The 14,272-nt window shown below is 49.8% G+C and carries 17 protein-coding genes; 9 read left to right on the plus strand and 8 right to left on the minus strand.

Annotated features, from left to right (window positions below; translation table 11 throughout):
* Window positions 1-21: 21 nt before the first annotated feature.
* Window positions 22-420 carry a globin gene (locus tag ACJJIP_RS00455; protein ID WP_444946005.1) on the minus strand — a complete coding sequence of 133 codons (399 nt, stop codon included), beginning with the start codon at window positions 418-420 and terminating at the stop codon, window positions 22-24.
* Window positions 421-967: 547 nt separating this feature from the next.
* Here ACJJIP_RS00455 and ACJJIP_RS00460 point away from each other — a divergent pair.
* The 5 genes from ACJJIP_RS00460 (at window position 968) to ACJJIP_RS00480 (ending at window position 5,735) form a co-directional block, all read left to right on the plus strand.
* Window positions 968-2,131 carry a phosphoglycerate kinase gene (locus ACJJIP_RS00460; protein WP_353375513.1) on the plus strand — a complete coding sequence of 388 codons (1,164 nt, stop codon included), beginning with the start codon at window positions 968-970 and terminating at the stop codon, window positions 2,129-2,131.
* 92 nt (window positions 2,132-2,223) lie between these two features.
* The gene (fba, locus tag ACJJIP_RS00465) at window positions 2,224-3,288 is read left to right on the plus strand and encodes a class II fructose-bisphosphate aldolase (protein ID WP_020414192.1); all 1,065 of its coding nucleotides are present in this window, start codon (window positions 2,224-2,226) and stop codon (window positions 3,286-3,288) included.
* Window positions 3,289-3,408: 120 nt separating this feature from the next.
* On the plus strand, window positions 3,409-4,389 hold the full coding sequence (locus ACJJIP_RS00470) for an alpha/beta hydrolase (RefSeq protein WP_020414193.1): 981 nt from the start codon (window positions 3,409-3,411) through the stop codon (window positions 4,387-4,389).
* A 120-nt stretch (window positions 4,390-4,509) separates the two neighbouring features.
* Complete coding sequence (locus tag ACJJIP_RS00475) at window positions 4,510-5,031, plus strand: DUF4166 domain-containing protein (RefSeq protein WP_444946006.1); 522 nt, start codon at window positions 4,510-4,512, stop codon at window positions 5,029-5,031.
* A 323-nt stretch (window positions 5,032-5,354) separates the two neighbouring features.
* Window positions 5,355-5,735 carry a VOC family protein gene (locus tag ACJJIP_RS00480; protein ID WP_444946007.1) on the plus strand — a complete coding sequence of 127 codons (381 nt, stop codon included), beginning with the start codon at window positions 5,355-5,357 and terminating at the stop codon, window positions 5,733-5,735.
* 126 nt (window positions 5,736-5,861) lie between these two features.
* Here the strand turns inward: ACJJIP_RS00480 and ACJJIP_RS00485 are convergent, their stop codons facing one another.
* The 7 genes from ACJJIP_RS00485 to serA form a co-directional block, all read right to left on the minus strand.
* Window positions 5,862-6,173, minus strand: coding sequence for a cupin domain-containing protein (locus ACJJIP_RS00485; RefSeq protein WP_444946008.1), 312 nt, complete (start codon window positions 6,171-6,173; stop codon window positions 5,862-5,864).
* Window positions 6,163-6,369, minus strand: coding sequence for a hypothetical protein (locus tag ACJJIP_RS00490; RefSeq protein ID WP_444946009.1), 207 nt, complete (start codon window positions 6,367-6,369; stop codon window positions 6,163-6,165). The genes ACJJIP_RS00485 and ACJJIP_RS00490 overlap by 11 nt, the downstream gene beginning before the upstream one ends.
* 108 nt (window positions 6,370-6,477) lie before the next feature.
* Window positions 6,478-7,107: an MBL fold metallo-hydrolase gene (locus ACJJIP_RS00495; protein ID WP_444946010.1), complete on the minus strand. Its 630-nt coding sequence runs from the start codon at window positions 7,105-7,107 to the stop codon at window positions 6,478-6,480.
* 270 nt (window positions 7,108-7,377) lie between these two features.
* Entirely contained in the window at window positions 7,378-7,461 is an 84-nt protein-coding gene (locus ACJJIP_RS00500) for a histidine kinase (protein WP_157533628.1), read from the minus strand.
* A gap of 3 nt (window positions 7,462-7,464) precedes the next feature.
* On the minus strand, window positions 7,465-7,587 hold the full coding sequence (locus ACJJIP_RS00505) for a hypothetical protein (RefSeq protein ID WP_444902502.1): 123 nt from the start codon (window positions 7,585-7,587) through the stop codon (window positions 7,465-7,467).
* Between the two features lie 468 nt (window positions 7,588-8,055).
* Window positions 8,056-8,964, minus strand: coding sequence for an EamA family transporter RarD (rarD, locus tag ACJJIP_RS00510; protein WP_282952215.1), 909 nt, complete (start codon window positions 8,962-8,964; stop codon window positions 8,056-8,058).
* 226 nt (window positions 8,965-9,190) lie between these two features.
* Complete coding sequence (gene serA, locus ACJJIP_RS00515; protein WP_020414201.1) at window positions 9,191-10,438, minus strand: phosphoglycerate dehydrogenase; 1,248 nt, start codon at window positions 10,436-10,438, stop codon at window positions 9,191-9,193.
* Window positions 10,439-10,598: 160 nt separating this feature from the next.
* On the opposite strand from serA, the gene ACJJIP_RS00520 reads away from it, so the two are divergent.
* From ACJJIP_RS00520 to ACJJIP_RS00535, 4 genes are all read left to right on the plus strand, one after another.
* Window positions 10,599-11,261 (plus strand): fumarylacetoacetate hydrolase family protein, encoded by a 663-nt coding sequence (locus tag ACJJIP_RS00520; protein ID WP_444946011.1) that lies wholly within the window; start codon window positions 10,599-10,601, stop codon window positions 11,259-11,261.
* A 159-nt stretch (window positions 11,262-11,420) separates the two neighbouring features.
* Window positions 11,421-12,929, plus strand: coding sequence for an aldehyde dehydrogenase (locus tag ACJJIP_RS00525; protein WP_444946012.1), 1,509 nt, complete (start codon window positions 11,421-11,423; stop codon window positions 12,927-12,929).
* Between the two features lie 214 nt (window positions 12,930-13,143).
* On the plus strand, window positions 13,144-13,542 hold the full coding sequence (locus ACJJIP_RS00530) for a hypothetical protein (protein WP_444946013.1): 399 nt from the start codon (window positions 13,144-13,146) through the stop codon (window positions 13,540-13,542).
* Window positions 13,543-13,613: 71 nt separating this feature from the next.
* On the plus strand, window positions 13,614-13,922 hold the full coding sequence (locus ACJJIP_RS00535; RefSeq protein ID WP_026305182.1) for a putative signal transducing protein: 309 nt from the start codon (window positions 13,614-13,616) through the stop codon (window positions 13,920-13,922).
* Window positions 13,923-14,272 lie beyond the last annotated feature (350 nt).

Genomic DNA, 14,272 nt, shown 5'->3' on the forward strand with positions numbered 1-14,272 from the left:
TGATTGGCTAGAAAACCGGTATTAGTATGCTTGACGGATGATATCGATACCCGGTGTTATTGCCCGGTTCCATGCGGCTTCAACTTCCGGGGAAAAGTCGTTGTCATGTTGGCGCAGTGTAGCTATCAATGCATCCAGCCATAACCGATACCACTCAGGGCGAATATTGTAGCCATCGCGATCATGACTTTTTCCCAGTGCGCGCAGTTTGGTGTCTGACATTCCACGGGAATAGAGGACAAGCTGCATAATGCCATTGCGTAGCAGGTGTCGTTGCGTCTTCATATCGGTATTGACAAACAGATTGCGAATATCAGCAGAGCTACCCATGAAGCGGTCGTAAAAGTCGACAAAGAATTGTTCGTTATTACAGCAACGTCCATAACTTTGGAAAACAATATCACTGTCCGATCGTTCCATACCTATTGGATCTCCATAGTTTCTCCGCCGGTGGCGTACCACAGGCTGGATCTTGTGTAGTAGTGCTTTAGGGGGCAGCGATTCTAGCGGGACCGTTACCAAGCGAAAAGTATTGATGTATCAATAATTTAGTTACTGCTCGACAAGTTCTTTGACCCTAGATCTGACTAGTTAGTCGAGAGTTGAGTTTGGCCATTCAGCAAAGGATTTGGCAAATCAGCAGGGTAAAATGGGCTGGCTGACTTCCCCTGACTAGATACACCTCGGAGTATGGGTTGTGCATCAAGCTCATCGTTTCGAGCGGCCCTATTTGGCGTATGGTGTCTGCATCAGAGAGCCTTTTGAGTTTTTTATGCCCTGGATTGCATCGATATGGGCTGAGTCTTTACCTGTTATGAACCGGGAGACTGTACCAGCACCTCTCCAAGCCAGAATTCTTGGTGAATTAACGGCGCTTTTACGGGTTTTCCTGTCGGCAACGGTGGAGTGCTGTTGATATACTCCGCGCCCATATTTTCAGTTAATCGAAGTAGGAGAGGATTGGCGAATGGCGGTCAAACTGATGACAGATCTGGACCTGGCGGGTAAGCGCCTACTTATACGCGAGGACTTGAATGTACCTGTAAAAGACGGTCAGGTGACTTCTGATGCTCGGATCCGTGCGGCACTCCCGACGATCCAGGCCGCTATTGATGCTGGCGCCAAAGTGTTACTGATGTCTCACCTTGGACGCCCGACTGAGGGCGAGTATGCAGAGGAGTTTTCCCTGGCCCCGGTTGCCGCCCATCTTGGTCAACTGCTGGATCGTAAAGTGGCCCTGATCAAGGAGTGGCGGGAAGGTGTTGAGCTGGCTGATGGTGAGGTCGCACTGTTGGAAAATGTGCGTTTTAACGAGGGTGAAAAGAAAGACAGTGAAGAGCTGGCCAAAGCTTATGCTGCTTTGTGCGATGTCTTTGTTATGGATGCATTTGGCACTGCCCACCGTGCCCAAGCCTCTACCCACGGAGTTGCCAAGTTTGCCCCGATTGCATGCGCTGGTCCCCTTCTTGCTGCTGAATTAGATGCCTTGGAAAAGACCCTGGCCGAGCCGGCGCGCCCATTGGTAGCAATCGTTGGTGGCTCCAAGGTATCGACCAAACTCACAGTGCTGGAGAGTTTGGCTGACAAGGTGGACCAGCTGATTGTTGGTGGCGGTATAGCCAATACTTTCCTTGCTGCCAGCGGTAAACCAGTAGGTAAATCCCTATGTGAGCATGATTTGGTGGGTACAGCCAAAACTCTGATGCAAAAGTGCGATATCCCTGTTCCTGTGGATGTTGTCACCGGCAAAGAGTTTAGCGAAGCAGCTGCTGCTGAGACGAAGTCTGCCGATGCCGTAGCTGAGGACGATATGATCTTTGATATCGGTCCCCAGTCCTCTGGAAAGCTGGCAGAGATCCTTAAAGATGCCAAGACGATTATTTGGAACGGCCCCGTAGGTGTGTTCGAATTTGACCAGTTCGGTGCTGGTACCGAGCACTTGTCCAAGGCCATCGCCGATAGCAGTGCCTTCTCCATCGCCGGTGGTGGTGACACATTGGCTGCAGTGGATAAATACGGTATTGCCGATAAGGTGTCTTATATCTCCACTGGCGGCGGTGCCTTCCTGGAGTATGTAGAAGGTAAGAAGCTTCCGGCAGTGGCGATACTTGAGTCACGTGCTGACGACTGAGATAAACCGGAATAATGCCTGCCTGAGTTAACCGGTGGGTGATAAAAGCAAAAAATTAAAATTACTACGAGTAGACGAGAAAGGAATTAACTATGGCTCTTATCAGCCTGCGCCAATTGCTGGACCATGCCGCTGAGCACGGTTACGGCGTACCTGCATTTAACGTCAATAACCTGGAGCAAATGCGTGCGATTATGGAGGCGGCCAAAGAGACCGACTCTCCGGTGATCGTTCAGGCTTCTGCCGGTGCGCGCAAATATGCTGGCGCACCCTTCTTGCGCCACTTGATCCTGGCCGCTATTGAAGAGTTCCCGGAAATCCCGGTGGTAATGCACCAAGACCACGGTACCAGCCCGGCAGTTTGTCAGCGTTCTATCCAGTTGGGCTTCAGCTCTGTAATGATGGACGGTTCCCTGCGCGAAGATGGCAAAACTCCAGCTTCATATGAATACAACGTCGATGTTACACAGCGTGCGGTTGATATGGCTCATGCTTGCGGTGTTTCTGTTGAAGGTGAGTTGGGCTGTCTGGGTTCCCTGGAAACCGGTATGGCGGGTGAAGAGGACGGTGTCGGTGCTGAAGGTAAACTGTCTCATGACCAGCTGTTGACTGATCCAGAAGAAGCGGCAGATTTTGTGCAAAAAACCAAAGTGGATGCCCTGGCAATTGCCTGTGGTACCAGCCACGGTGCTTATAAGTTCACTCGTCCGCCCACAGGGGATATTCTCGCTATCGATCGAATCAAGGAAATCCATGCGCGTATCCCGGGTACCCATTTGGTGATGCATGGCTCCTCTTCTGTACCCCAGGAATGGCTGGCGGTGATCAATGAGTTTGGTGGTGAAATCCCTGAAACTTACGGCGTGCCGGTTGAACAGATTTGTGAAGGCATCAAATACGGCGTACGCAAGGTCAACATTGATACCGACTTACGTCTCGCTTCTACCGGTGCGACCCGCCGCTTCCTGGCTGAGAACCCATCCGAGTTCGATCCACGTAAATTCTACAAAGCCGCTTTGCAGGCGATGAAAGACATTTGCGTAGCGCGTTATGAAGCTTTCGGTACCGCTGGCCAGGCAAGCAAGATTCGCCCGCTGAGCCTTGATGCTATGAGCCAACGCTATGCTGTCGGTGAGTTGGAACCGCAAATTAAGTAAGCAGTTACTCTCTCTGAAGGCGATGAAAGGCGGGCCTAAAGCCCGCCTTTTTGCATTTAAGCTCCCTGTCCGTTCACAGCATCACTTCCACCCCGGCAAAAATGCAGTACCATTAGTCCAATGGAAACCTTGCAAGACATCAGCACCTACGAAAGCAGCCCGGTGATTAAGCGCCCGGACTATACGGCGCTGCGTCAAAAGTTGCCGCACCTAGACTTTGCCAATGATGCGGCACCATTGCTGACGGAAATGCAGGATTACCGAAATTTTTACGATTTACACTTTCCCCTTGCCCATAAAACTGGAGTTGGCACTTTCAATGCCGCCGGTTTTGAGTTGGTGTCCCAGTATTGGTTAGTTGAGAACCCTCGTGGCACCTTATTTATTTGCCATGGTTATTTTGATCACACTGGCATTTATGGGCCCGCCATTCGCTTCGGGCTTGAGCGAAATCTGAATGTGGTAATATTTGATTTTCCCGGCCATGGCCTCTCTAGCGGAGAGCGAGTAGCTATCCAGACTTTTTTACAATATCGCCAGGTATTTGATCAGCTTTTATCTGTAGCTGAGGGGAAATTACCCAAGCCTTGGCATGCCTTGGGGCAGAGCACTGGTGGTGCGGCCTTACTAGCACATTTGCAGTACAGTCGTCGGCAGCCATTGGATAAAGTTTTTCTGCTGGCTCCCCTTGTGCGCCCTGCAAATTGGCACTTTGTAAAGTGGAAGTATTATTTAGGACGCCTGTTTATCAGTGAGCCAAGTCGTGAGTTTAATATCAATACCCATGATGCGGAGTTCTCTCGACGCCAGGCACTACGCGATCCTCTGCAGTCACAGGTGATCTCCATGTGTTGGCTTGGTGCTATGGTGGACTGGATAAGAACATTTCCCAAAACTGCACGTAACCCCCGTAAGATTCTTGTAGTCCAGGGTACGGGAGATGGAACTGTTGATTGGCGCTACGATATGCGTGCAATCCGGGACCGATTCCCCCACTGCCATCGAGTGTTGATTCGTGGGGCCCGTCATCAAATGATCAATGAGACCCAGCCTTATCGACACCAGATATTGGCGGCACTGGATGACTGGTTGAATCAATAGATTACTCTAGAGACTTTTAGCTTAGATTTTTAGCCAATTATTACCCGCCACGACTGTGTATTTAAAAAGCTAATAATTTTCTATTGAGTAGAATTTTAATCGACTTGCTAAGTAATAGTAATGACAAATATTCTTTCAAAGAAAATGGGACCTTCCTACGATAGGCTTTCTCCACTTATTAAAGAACTTCATACTGGAAAAAAAGTAATTGAGGGGGAGGTGAATGTTGAGAGAGGGAGACTACTTGCGCATTTTATTTGCACCCTTTTCAGGTTTCCGAAACAAAATCACAGTTGTCCACTTCGTGTAGAGTGCCACCACACTTCGGATGGTATTTTGTGGATGCGTAATTTCGATGGATTAATATTGAACTCTAAGTTTGCATCCACTGGAGACTTGCTGGTTGAACAGATGGGGCCTTTACGGATGTATTTCTACCCTGTAGAGGTAGGTGGGACATTGGCCTATGAATTTATAAAAACAAGAATTTTTGGTATTCCACTGCCAAAAATAATTAGTCCCAGAATATTTGCTGTGGAGTATGAGCTTGATGGGAAATATTATTTCAATGTGAAGGTGACTATGTTTGCTATAGGGAAAATCCTTGCTTATGGTGGTTGTATGGAGTTTTCTCCTGTCTAATTTCCAAGGGGTTAAATTTAGTCCGTTAATAATTTTAAGATGTTAAAAATTAGGGTGGTAAATGTTTTTTACAGTTTGGTTCTGGTGGAAGTAAAAACTTTGCCTCTAGCCGCTTGAATTAAGTAGATGCAAGGAAGCTAAATTTAGGGGTATGGATGGCGATATACAGGGATAAAGCGTTGGCCGCTAATTGGTAGAAATAAATGACAATTCTACTTAGGGGTTAGGTTTTTTCGGTAGATTTGGTTATTGTTTTCCAGCACATAAATTGTAAATATATACGGCCTAAGACTTTGCCACTTAGTAAGAAACAGGAGGGCGCAATGTTTAGTCATGTTATGGTTGGTACCAATGATATGCAGAAAGCCAAGGCTTTTTATGATGCAATTTTGGGAGTACTAGGCCATAAGCCTGGGATCATTGATGAGAAGGGGCGTTGCTTTTATTTCACTAAGACTGGGGTTTTTGCTATCTCCAAGCCCATCAATGGTGAGTCGGCTAGTCATGCAAATGGCGGGACTATAGGTTTTACTGCTACTAGTGTTGAGCAGACTGATGCTTGGCATTCGGCTGGGCTCGAAAATGGGGGTGTTCGTTGTGAGGATCCACCGGGAGTAAGAGAGGGGGTGGCAGGAACGCTTTATATTGCCTACTTGCGTGACCCAGATGGTAACAAGATTTGTGCGATCCATCGGGTAGAATGAAACTTTCCAGCTGATATAACCAATCGCTTACCTTAAATATGGCAGCGGTTGGTTATAGTATGGATATTTTCGAAGTGAATAAATTGACTGAAACTCCCCCTTCTACTTGGTTTAGAATTTACAGGTTTAGTCTCTCTTATCATCCGGAATTTTAAAGATAGTTGTGGGCTCACCTTCAGGGTCTGAATAAGATAAGATAATAGTAACCGGTATATTTCCGTCATTGCGACCATAATGCCATTTATCTGTTATCTCTATAAATGCCTTCCCATCTCCCAGGGTAAGTGTTTCTTTTTGGCCTGGAAGTCCTATGGTAAGAGTCCCTTTTTCAATATAGACGCCATTTAGAATGGGGTGCTTGTGAACAGGCATTCTTTCACCCGGAGGAATGGTTGCCCGAGTGATGGTGAGCTCTTGTTGACCTGATTTAATTTTCATCTGAAAGGTACTCTACTCTGCCTTGGCCGCGGCCACTATCGGATAGTACTATTTCGTCCAGATCATCCATTACCCTGATTAGACCAGAGTAGTATTTGCTCATACCGGTGACAAACCCCTTTTTATCTTCTTCGGTCACTGGGGGAGGTATAAGGTGGGTGAGAGCGATGGATTTAACCCCGGATTTAGTTGCCATTTTGGCAATATCCAGTGTATTAGAATGGTAATGGATGATTTGATCGGCTTTCTCATAGCGTAGGCGAGCCCTGCGATTATTCCCGGTTTGCTTAAGTTTACTGATGTACTATTCATAACTTAACGCTTCGGAGATGAGAAGATCAGCATCGCGCTCGATTGATTCCAGTGTATCAAATACATGGGTATCCCCGGTAACAATTACCTTGCAGGGGCCGAATCGGATTTCATAACCGAAAGCGGGAAATACCGGTTCATGATGTACGGCGAAAACAGAAACGTAAGTATTTCCATGGTGCCAAATATCCCGAACAATTTCTGTCTGTTCCCCAGCAATGTTTACTAAATGTGGTGTAGCGACTGCTAATATGGGGTCTAGAATTCCCTGTCGATTGGATGACCTGAATAATATATCGGGCCCAAAACTTTTCCTGATGCCCTCCATAGTATTATAGATACCATAAGGGCCATATACATTAATAGGTGAATTAGCTCCTACAAACCAGGACTCATTGATTACCATTGCAAGCCCACCAAAATGATCGGAGTGCCAGTGGGTGATAAATATGGGGTCTACTTGGGCGAGATTTAAATCTAACTGCCCTATACGAGCAGCGGCGCCTTCTCCTGCATCAATTAAGAACAATTTGCCGCTGGTACGCACCGCCAGGCAGGCAGGGTGTCTTAACCACTGAGCGATGCACCTGTGTGAATGGTTTGGGATCCAGCGGATTCGCAATATTCTCTAACGGTATTTAAGTAAGCACTTCAGAAATCTTTTATTCTTTTTCTACTAGGGCCAATAATGCCAGGGGCGGGCAGGGTAGTTGATGCACCTTATTATCGGTAACTATGGAAAATTGCAGACGATCGGGCATGCGTATTTTCATAAGGGCCCAGCAAGTCTGTAGTAGGGACCGCTCTTGATTGAATCCAGTTGTGGAATAGTTGCGCGCAGATAGCTGATCAAGCTATCTAGCAGTGCCGGTACCCGGGGAGAAGCTGACTCTTATAGCTTGCGAATATTGGCGAGAGTATTAAAAAGAAAGTGCAGTGTTACCTGGGATTGTAACAATCGCAACCGGCTATCCAATGTCTATCGCTCCAGGGCGCCCCTCTCACGTTCAAATTGCCTGGCTTGTTCACGTAGTTTTATATCCTGCTGGCGCAGTAAGGCCGACATGGCGATCCAGAGAGCAAACAGCTTGCTGGTTACCATAATGACAAGAAACCTCAGATGCTGGTTGTGGTTTTGCCAAAATGAGGGCCTCTTCCTCAGTAGTGCCTATATAGACCGCGAGCAGGGCTAAGGGAATGGATAAACTCCAATAACCTGAATGGCCCAGCGGGCCAGTGATTGGGGTAACTTTTTGGGTCAGTATTCCAACAGGTAAAAAACAGGAGTGTTGCCAGTGCCGAGCTGCTGGCACGCACCAGTAACTCCGCATAAGTGCCTCTCCATAAGTATCTCTCCATAAGTATCTCTCCATAAGTACTTCCCCAGTAGAGTCCAAGCAATAGGGTCCAGACCAGCGTCGCAGTCAGTACAGTGAGTAATTGCTGCCGGCTCGGTAGAGGCAGCTTGCAGGCCGAAAGGTTTGGGCTTTGCTGTATGGCGGCATTTAGTCCTTATCGGTAGCCGCCATTTTCACACACTTCGGTGGGGAAACTTGCTCGCACTCACTCTCTAGAGTGTGGCCTTGCCCTGTAAATGGAGTTTGCGCCTCTGTGCCAGTGCGTCAATTGAGTAAAGTGCAAGGCCCAGCCACACAAACATAAAGGTAGTCAGCTTGCCCTCGCTAAATGGCTCACCAAGTATTTGGGTGGCGACCACCAGCATTAGTGACGGCCCAATATATTGCAGGAACCCCACAGTGGAAAGATTCAGCCTGCGTGCTGCAATAGTGAAAAGCAGCAGTGGCACCAGGGTGACGGGGCCGGCTAACAACAGCAGACTATTCAGTTCCCAGCCGTTATTTAACAGGTTGCTGGTGGGACTGGCACTCCAAAGCAGGTAGATCAGCGCTACCGGCAACATATACAGGGTCTCTATAGCTAGTCCGGTAAGGCTCTCCACCGGTGCACGTTTACGTGCAAGGCCATAGAGGGCGAAAGATCCAGCCAGGAATAAGGCGATAACCGGCACGCGGCCGAACTGCCAAAGCTCATGGACAATCCCCATGGCTGCAAGCGCTACCGCCAACCACTGCAGCCGTCGCAATTTTTCTCCCAAGAATAAGACACCCAGGACAATATTGATCAAGGGGTTGATATAGTAGCCGAGGCTGCTTTCCAGCAGGTGTCCATTGTTAATGGCCCAGATAAATACCAGCCAGTTACCGCTAATCAGCGCTGTGGTGAGAGCTAACCCCCGCATTTTCTTACCATCGCGCAGAGTGTGGACGAGATCGGGAAGCTTGCCTAGCAGCAGCATAATCAGCAGCGCCAGTGCAAGGGACCAGATACTGCGGTGCGCGAGGATTTCAGCCGCGGGAATACCTTGCAGCTGGTTGAAGTAAATTGGGGCCAGCCCCCAAATGAGAAAGGCGGCAATGCCGGCAAGCAAGCCGGTAGTGGCGGTATCGTTGTTGCGCAAGGGGACACCTGCTGTGGAAGAACGAAAAATCGGGTTAGACCTGGATACACGAGGGGTTTCGTGAGAGGCCGAACCAACAGAATAGAGGCTTCTATTGTAGAAGTGTCCGCCAGTGGGGATCAATCCCTTTATCGGTCAATTGAAGGCGTTGAGAGACAGGTGGTAGGCGGGTTCAAGCTATGCGGATACCAAGCCCCCGCAGGAACTGTGGGGGCTGGGGCAGATGTTAAAAGAGTACGCGGCAGCGCAGGGTACCGGGGATATTCTTCAGCTTTTCCAAGGCTAAGTCGGAGTACTCTGCATCGACGTCGATAACCACGTAGCCCAGGGTTTCGTTGGTTTGCAGGAACTGCGCGGAGATATTGATCGCATTCTCTGAAAATACCTGGTTGATCGCGCTCATTATACCGGGCACATTCTTATGAATATGCAGTAGGCGGTGAGTGCCTACATGTCCCGGCAGTGCCACTTCAGGGAAGTTGACCGAGCTGGTGGTGGTACCGTTATCGGAATAGTGTGCCAGCTTTTCCGCTACCTCGGTGCCGATATTCTCCTGGGCCTCCATGGTGGAGCCGCCCACGTGGGGAGTCAGCAGGGCATTGTCGATACCGCGTAGCGGAGAGAGGAATTCATCGTCATTGCCACGGGGCTCTACTGGGAATACGTCTATGGCGGCACCGGCCAGGTGCTTGCTGTTGAGGGCTTCAGCCAGGGCTTCAATATCCACCACGGTACCGCGAGAGGCGTTTAGCAGGATGGCGCCGGGCTTCATTTGTGCGATTTGCGCAGCCCCCATCATCATTTTGGTAGAGGGGAGCTCTGGTACATGCAGGGAAACCACATCGGACTCGCGCAGCAATTCCCCCAAAGAGCCTACCTGGCTGGCGTTACCCAACGGCAACTTGGTGACGACATCATAAAATTTCACTCGCATACCGATGGCCTCTGCCATGACCGACACCTGCGAGCCAATGGCACCATAACCGATAATCCCGAGGGTTTTACCACGGGCTTCGAAGGAACCAACCGCGGACTTGAGCCATCCGCCGCGATGGCACATGGCATTTTTCTCTGGAATACCGCGTAGCATAAAGATCGTCTCGGCGATGATCAGCTCTGCCACACTGCGGGTGTTGGAATAGGGTGCATTAAATACGGCGATACCCAGCTCGGTGGCCGCTTTTAAGTCAACTTGGTTGGTACCGATACAAAAGCAGCCGATCGCAATCAGTTTGGAGGCATGTTCCAGTACCTTACGGGTTAGCTGGGTTCGCGAGCGAATACCGATAAAGTGGGCATCCGCGATCCTCTCAACCAACTGGTCTTCGGGCAGTGAAGTTTTCAGGAACTCCACGTTGGTGTAGCCACGGGAGGCGAGCAGGTCGATGGCCGACTGATGTACGCCTTCCAGCAGCAGGATGCGAATTTTGTCTTTTTGCAGGGACTTTTTTTGATCGGTATTGTGCGGAGCCATAAACTATCTCTTCACTGAGTGCGAGTAACGCAATAACTGGTGCGTTTATTCCGGTTGGGTCACTTCTTCGGGTGTCGGGAGACAGGCGAAGGCGCGATCATAGCACATGCTGGTTATATCGTTTTATTCGAAATACCTATCCTAACTATCTGGTTTATTTATGTATCAGCACCAATTTACCTGTGGCACCAATGTCCCATTCCGGCTTGGAAAGATCGTTTGTATAGGGCGTAACTATGCAGACCACGCTGCAGAACTCAATAATCCGGTACCAGATGAACCGCTGCTTTTTATCAAGCCAGCTACCGCAGCGGTGGATATGACCCAACCTATTCATATGCCGGTTGGGCGTGGCAGCTGTCATTTTGAAGGCGAGTTGTCGCTGCTGATTGGTGAGAGGTTGTGTAATGCCAATGCTGTAGAAGTATCGCCTGCAATCGCGGGGCTGGGCCTCTCATTGGACCTAACCCTGCGCGATTTGCAGGCGACGCTCAAAAAGGCGGGACACCCCTGGGAGAAGGCCAAGGGCTTTGATAATTCCTGTCCTCTTTCACCATTTGTAAAACTGGACTGGCTGCCGGATTGGGACAAGCTCAGTTACTCCCTGTGGCTAAATGGTGAGTTGCGCCAACGGGGCAAGACCGAGCATATGCTCACTCCGATTCTCGATCTGGTGGCCTATATCAGCAGTTTCTTTACCCTAGAACCTGGCGATATCGTTCTGACTGGTACTCCCGCGGGAGTTGGTGAGTTGCAGCACGGTGACAAGTTGATGATGCAGTTACAGGATGACTGGCTGCAGGTGGAAACCCAGGTGGCATAGCTCCAAAGGCTGCTTACATTCAGCTGCTTTACTCTTCACCACACTGATCTGTGAGCGCAATTTGAAGGAAGACTGGCCCCAGGCCCATTATCCCCTTTGATTTGTGATCACATTTTCGATATAACCCAGATAAATTTTCTGTCCCAAACGAGGTGTGCCATGTCAGCGCAAAATAAAATCCCCGAAAACCTGCAGGAATGGCAGGCCCTGGCGGCCTCACTGAAGATCGAGGGTCGAGCCTTTATCAACGGGCATTATGTAGACGCCCTCTCCGGTGAAACCCGTGCCACCTACAACCCTGCTAATGGCGAAGAGCTTGCCCAGATAGCCAGTTGTGGCCCTGAAGATGCGGACCACGCGGTGCGTGTGGCGCGCGAGGCGTTTAGCTCCGGTGTCTGGTCAAAAATGCCGCCGATGCAGCGCAAGAAAATCATGGTGCGCTTCGCTGAATTGATCGAAGAGCACTTGCTGGAAATTGCCTTGCTGGAAAGCCTGGACGCAGGCAAACCCATTGGCGACACCATAGCTGTAGATGTTCCCGGAGCAGCTACCACTATTCGTTGGAGTGGTGAGGCTATCGACAAGATCTACGATGAAGTCGCCCCCACAGGCCCCGACGAGCTTGGCCTGGTAACTCGTATGCCCCTGGGGGTGGTGGCGGCAATTGTGCCTTGGAATTTCCCACTGTCTACGACCGCTTGGAAGTTGGGGCCAGCCCTGGCCACCGGTAACAGTGTGATCCTGAAGCCGGCCTCCAATACTCCGCTGACTGCAATTAAATTGGCTTGTCTGGCCAAGGAAGCGGGTCTCCCTGATGGCGTACTGAATGTGTTGCCGGGGCCGGGCAGCAGCTTGGGTAAGGCGTTGGGCCTGCATATGGATATCGATTGCCTCACCTTTACTGGTTCCACTGAAGTGGGTAAGACACTCACTGAATATTCCGGTCAGTCAAACCTGAAGCGCACTTTCTTGGAGCTGGGCGGAAAGAGCCCAAATATTGTCTTCGCCGATGCAGACCTGGATAAGGCTGCCGGTGCTGCAGCGCTGGCTATTTTCTACAACCAGGGGGAAACCTGTACCGCCGGCTCACGTCTGCTTGTGGAAAAAAGCATCGCCGATGAGTTCATTCAAAAAGTGAGTAAGGCCGCCGAACGCTTTAAGCCTGGCCATCCTCAAGATCCAAATACCGCAATGGGCGCACTGATCGATCGCAGCCAGTTCGATACTGTTGAATTTTATGTCGCTAAAGGCTTGGAGCAGGGCGCCCAACTGGTATGTGGCGGCAAACCAGTGGACGAGGTGGCCGGTGGTTATTACTACGAGCCCACCGTATTCCGCGGTGTGACCGGCGATATGACGATCGCCCGCGAGGAAATCTTTGGACCGGTTTTGTCGGTTATTGAGTTTGAGAGCGAAGAGGAAGCGCTCGCTATTGCTAATGACTCCATTTACGGTCTGGCAGCGGGAATCTGGACCAATAACCTGGGCCGGGCTCATCGTATGGCCCGTGAGATCTATGCGGGCTCTGTGTGGGTCAACAATTACTTTGGCGGGGATATCACCGTGCCCTTCGGCGGTTTTAAGCAGTCAGGTAATGGCCGTGACAAATCGCTGCATGCGTTGGATAAGTACTGTGAACTGAAATCCACTTGGATTGATCTGGGCTAGGTTCCATCTGGCAGGGTTCCAGTAGCACAGATTTTGAAAAGGGCCACTAACTGCGGCCCTTTTTTATTTCTTCTTTTTCCCATCCACGCTAACTCTGGCGTGAATTATCCAGTCAGCTATACCTAAATTATCGTCCTTTTCAAAAAGGCTTTGACGACATGCGTAATAGCGTGGGTCAGAGCCCGTGGAGTTAACTAGGTGTAGGAGCATCGTATTGAAAAGAGTCTGCCTGTTGATCGTTATTCTGGCTGTTAGCGGACTGACACATTTATGGGCAGCGGAGGCCCCTCTCGCTGGAGAAGTTACGGGGCTAGTCAGTATTGAGCGGGTATATGCGAACCAAGCAGGTTCCGGCCCCATGCGTGTCCGTGCGAATGACTGGGTACAATTATTCGTTAGACATGGTGATGTGGTGGAAAAGGGCCAGCGCCTGGCGGTATACAGGAATGCCAGGGGGCGCACTGTGCTTGAGTATATTGCCAGTCGCTCTGGCCGGGTTTTGGTGAATGGTAGGGCTGCTCTAAATTCCCTGGGCTCTGTTTTGGAAATTATTACTGTGCCCCACGAAGAGTACTGTCAGGTCGTGAACTGTGCATTTGAAGTTGTGGAGTAGCAGGTTATTTTAATTTGGCTCAGCCGTCTGGCGGGGTTACTCTGGGGGCCGTTTTAGCGGCCTCTACTGTTATGAAATTAATTTATACCCATGAAAATCGCCTGCTGGTGGAGCTGGCTAAGAGTCGGCTTGAGGTGGCAGGTATTCCAGTAAAGCTGAAAAATGAATATGCCCAGGGGGCATCTGGGGAGTTGGCACCAAATCAGGCCTGGCCAGAACTCTGGTTGGAGCGGGATCGAGATTACGAGCGTGCATGCCAGCTATTAAAGGATGCAGAGGCAGAACAAACAAGCTGGCCTTGTCCACAGTGTGGGGAGGAAAATGGTGCGGCATTCGATTATTGCTGGCAATGTGGCAAGACCCGACCGGTAGCGGGTTGAATTGTCGGAATTTGGGCCGGGAGATGGATTCACCTAAGTAGTACAAGTCAATATTGATACAGACGATCTGGAGAGAGCGATTAACCTCTATCGTGAAGCCTTTGGTTTATTGGAGGGGCGTAAACTAGGTGAGGGACGGTAGAAATGAATGGTGTTATTGATATTCATGTATCACTCCGATTTATTAGCAAAAAAATTCCGGTACCACGCCTGCCAATAGCAAGCTTACTCTCGTCATCATAACCGTTAATGGACTTAGTTTTAGAGAATTTGAAGGCCGGAGAGGGGCGTGCCCGTTTTATCGGAGCAAGATCACTCTGTGATTTTCTTGGAAATGGATCTCCAGGAAA

The organism is Microbulbifer variabilis, from assembly GCF_052467165.1.

Excerpts from the sequence above, each read along its gene's own strand:
- ACJJIP_RS00455 (WP_444946005.1), bottom strand. The coding sequence starts at position 420 with ATGGAACGATCGGACAGTGATATTGTTTTCCAAAGTTATGGACGTTGC.
- ACJJIP_RS00460 (WP_353375513.1), top strand. The coding sequence starts at position 968 with ATGGCGGTCAAACTGATGACAGATCTGGACCTGGCGGGTAAGCGCCTA.
- fba (WP_020414192.1), top strand. The coding sequence starts at position 2,224 with ATGGCTCTTATCAGCCTGCGCCAATTGCTGGACCATGCCGCTGAGCAC.
- ACJJIP_RS00470 (WP_020414193.1), top strand. The coding sequence starts at position 3,409 with ATGGAAACCTTGCAAGACATCAGCACCTACGAAAGCAGCCCGGTGATT.
- ACJJIP_RS00475 (WP_444946006.1), top strand. The coding sequence starts at position 4,510 with ATGACAAATATTCTTTCAAAGAAAATGGGACCTTCCTACGATAGGCTT.
- ACJJIP_RS00480 (WP_444946007.1), top strand. The coding sequence starts at position 5,355 with ATGTTTAGTCATGTTATGGTTGGTACCAATGATATGCAGAAAGCCAAG.
- ACJJIP_RS00485 (WP_444946008.1), bottom strand. The coding sequence starts at position 6,173 with ATGAAAATTAAATCAGGTCAACAAGAGCTCACCATCACTCGGGCAACC.
- ACJJIP_RS00490 (WP_444946009.1), bottom strand. The coding sequence starts at position 6,369 with ATGGCAACTAAATCCGGGGTTAAATCCATCGCTCTCACCCACCTTATA.
- ACJJIP_RS00505 (WP_444902502.1), bottom strand. The coding sequence starts at position 7,587 with ATGGTAACCAGCAAGCTGTTTGCTCTCTGGATCGCCATGTCGGCCTTA.
- serA (WP_020414201.1), bottom strand. The coding sequence starts at position 10,438 with ATGGCTCCGCACAATACCGATCAAAAAAAGTCCCTGCAAAAAGACAAA.
- ACJJIP_RS00520 (WP_444946011.1), top strand. The coding sequence starts at position 10,599 with ATGTATCAGCACCAATTTACCTGTGGCACCAATGTCCCATTCCGGCTT.
- ACJJIP_RS00525 (WP_444946012.1), top strand. The coding sequence starts at position 11,421 with ATGTCAGCGCAAAATAAAATCCCCGAAAACCTGCAGGAATGGCAGGCC.
- ACJJIP_RS00535 (WP_026305182.1), top strand. The coding sequence starts at position 13,614 with ATGAAATTAATTTATACCCATGAAAATCGCCTGCTGGTGGAGCTGGCT.